Origin of the sequence: Streptomyces mutomycini, assembly GCF_001700505.1 — a bacterium.
Lineage (GTDB): Bacteria > Actinomycetota > Actinomycetes > Streptomycetales > Streptomycetaceae > Streptomyces > Streptomyces mutomycini.
Genome location: NZ_MAPV01000231.1, coordinates 1 through 1,972, shown reverse-complemented (window position 1 = coordinate 1,972; position 1,972 = coordinate 1). Strand labels below are relative to the sequence as shown.

Below are 1,972 nucleotides of genomic sequence, written 5' to 3'. Positions count from 1 at the left end.
AACAGCCTGCCGCGCCCCGCGGTGTACGGCTTCGCGGGGCGCGGCAGGCTGTTGTAGGCCCAGGGTGTGGAGAAGTAGTACGCGCCCGTGTCGTACAGGACCACGAAGTCGCCCTCCCGCAGTTCGGGCAGCTCCCGCGCGTGGGCCACGACGTCCCCGGCGAAGCAGCACGGTCCCGCGATGTCCTGGACCATCGAAGGCCCGTTCCGGGGGCGGCCCTCCCCGTCGAACACGCCGACCCTCAGTGGCCAGGCATCGGGCATGAAGACGGTGCGGGTGGCGATCTGCGCCCCGGCGTGGGTCAGCGCGATGCGGCGCCCGCCGGCGTCCTTCGTGTATTCGACGCGCGCCCCGATGAAGCCGTTCTTGGCGAGCAGGGACCTGCCGAATTCGGTGACCAGGTCGTAGCGTCCGTCGAAGAGCCCCGGAGCCTCCGCCCGGAGCGCTGCCACATAGTCCGCGAAGGCGGGGCGCGCCTCGTCGTCGGCGAAGTTGACCGGGAGCCCACCGCCGATGTCGATGCCTGTGATCCGGCGTACGCCCACCACCTCGTTGACCTCCTCGGCCAGCCGGTACGTTTCGGCGATGCCCGCTGCGATGAGCTGCAGCGAACAGCCCTGCGAGCCGACGTGGGCGTGCAGCCGGGTGAGCCAGGGACGTTCGGCGAAGGTCCTGACGACCTGCTCCCGCGCACCGGGGTCACGCAGGGCCACGCCGAACTTCGAGGTGGCCGTCGCCGTGCTCATGGCCCCGATGGAACCTCCTCCGACCTGCGGATTCACCCGCAGCCCGAGTACGGAGGCCGAGCCGGGCGAGCGGATCTCCTCGATCCGGCGGATCTCGCCGAAACTGTCCGCGTTCACGGCGACACCGAGCGCCAGTGCCAGCCGCAGTTCGTCGCGGGTCTTGGCAGGCGAGTCCAGGACGATACGAGCCGGGGTGAAACCGGCCTCGACGGCGAGCCTCAGTTCGCCGGGGCCGGCGACTTCGCAGCCCATCCCGCAGTCGGCTAGGAGCCGCAGCACCGGGATCAGTGACGCGGCCTTCGCGGCGAAGGTGTGCAGCACCTGTACGCCCGGCTCGGCCGCAAAGGCGTCCTCCAACGCCGCGACGCTCTCACGGATCCCGTCCGCGTCCAGGAAGCCCGCGAGCGGCCGCTTCTCGCCGAGCAGTCCTTGCGCCACCGCGAGGCGCAGCGCCTCGGCGAATCTGTCGGAGCGCGGTGCGGGGGGAGATCCCTCGGCTGCCGCGGAATCCGACGGTGGCGTACGGCGGATGTCGTTGATGAGAGCCTCGCAGGTCGGCGCTGTCAGGCGATGAGCGGCACGACGGCCTCGGGAGTCAGCATCCGGAAGGTGAACGCCTGGTGGAAGTAGAGCCGGATGCTCATGGCGTCGTGGTCCAGATATCCGATGGACAGGTCCTGGCCCAGGCACAGCTCGAAGTCGCCGCCGCGAGTCGAGAGCAGGACCCCACCCGTGACGGCGGGTGCCCACAGAATGGGCTCGTCGAGCTGCCGCGCCAGGTGGGTGGCCACCGGATAGCCGTGGTCGGAGGTCTCGGTGGCCTCGGTGAACGCGTCGGCGCCGAGCAGCAGCCGGTACGGCCCGTCGACGCCCGCGAGCCGCAGCCGGGTCAGGGCCTGGCTCACCGCCGTCGGATAGTCCCTCGCGTCGGCTGGCAGCGGCAGCGGGGGATGCGAGGAACCGTCCCGCAGGCCCGTGATGCCGGCCGCCGCGTACCCGTCGATGACCGCCATGTCCTCGGCGAACGCGCAGGTGCGAGCCGCGTCCTTGACCGGTTGCCAGTCGCTGTCCTGGGAGCCTCGCTCGACGTCGTCGACCGCCTCTCTGGTCACGGTGAACGGCACCCGCCACTCGATGACCGGTGTCGCCGTGCGGGCGCGGGCGAACACGTCTGGGGTGGGCGGGTCGATGTCACGGAGGTGCCCGTCGCCGATCGCCGACAGTTG

Annotated in this window: 2 protein-coding genes; both read right to left on the bottom strand. The window is 71.0% G+C overall.

The window, feature by feature from the left end; all coding sequences use genetic code 11:
* The coding region (locus tag BFF76_RS27660) for a type III PLP-dependent enzyme domain-containing protein (protein ID WP_107418501.1) at nt 1-1,184 on the bottom strand (1,184 nt) is incomplete at its 3' end.
* Between the two features lie 125 nt (nt 1,185-1,309).
* A partial coding sequence (locus BFF76_RS27655; protein ID WP_065849300.1) for a family 1 encapsulin nanocompartment shell protein occupies nt 1,310-1,972 on the bottom strand: 663 nt, incomplete at its 5' end.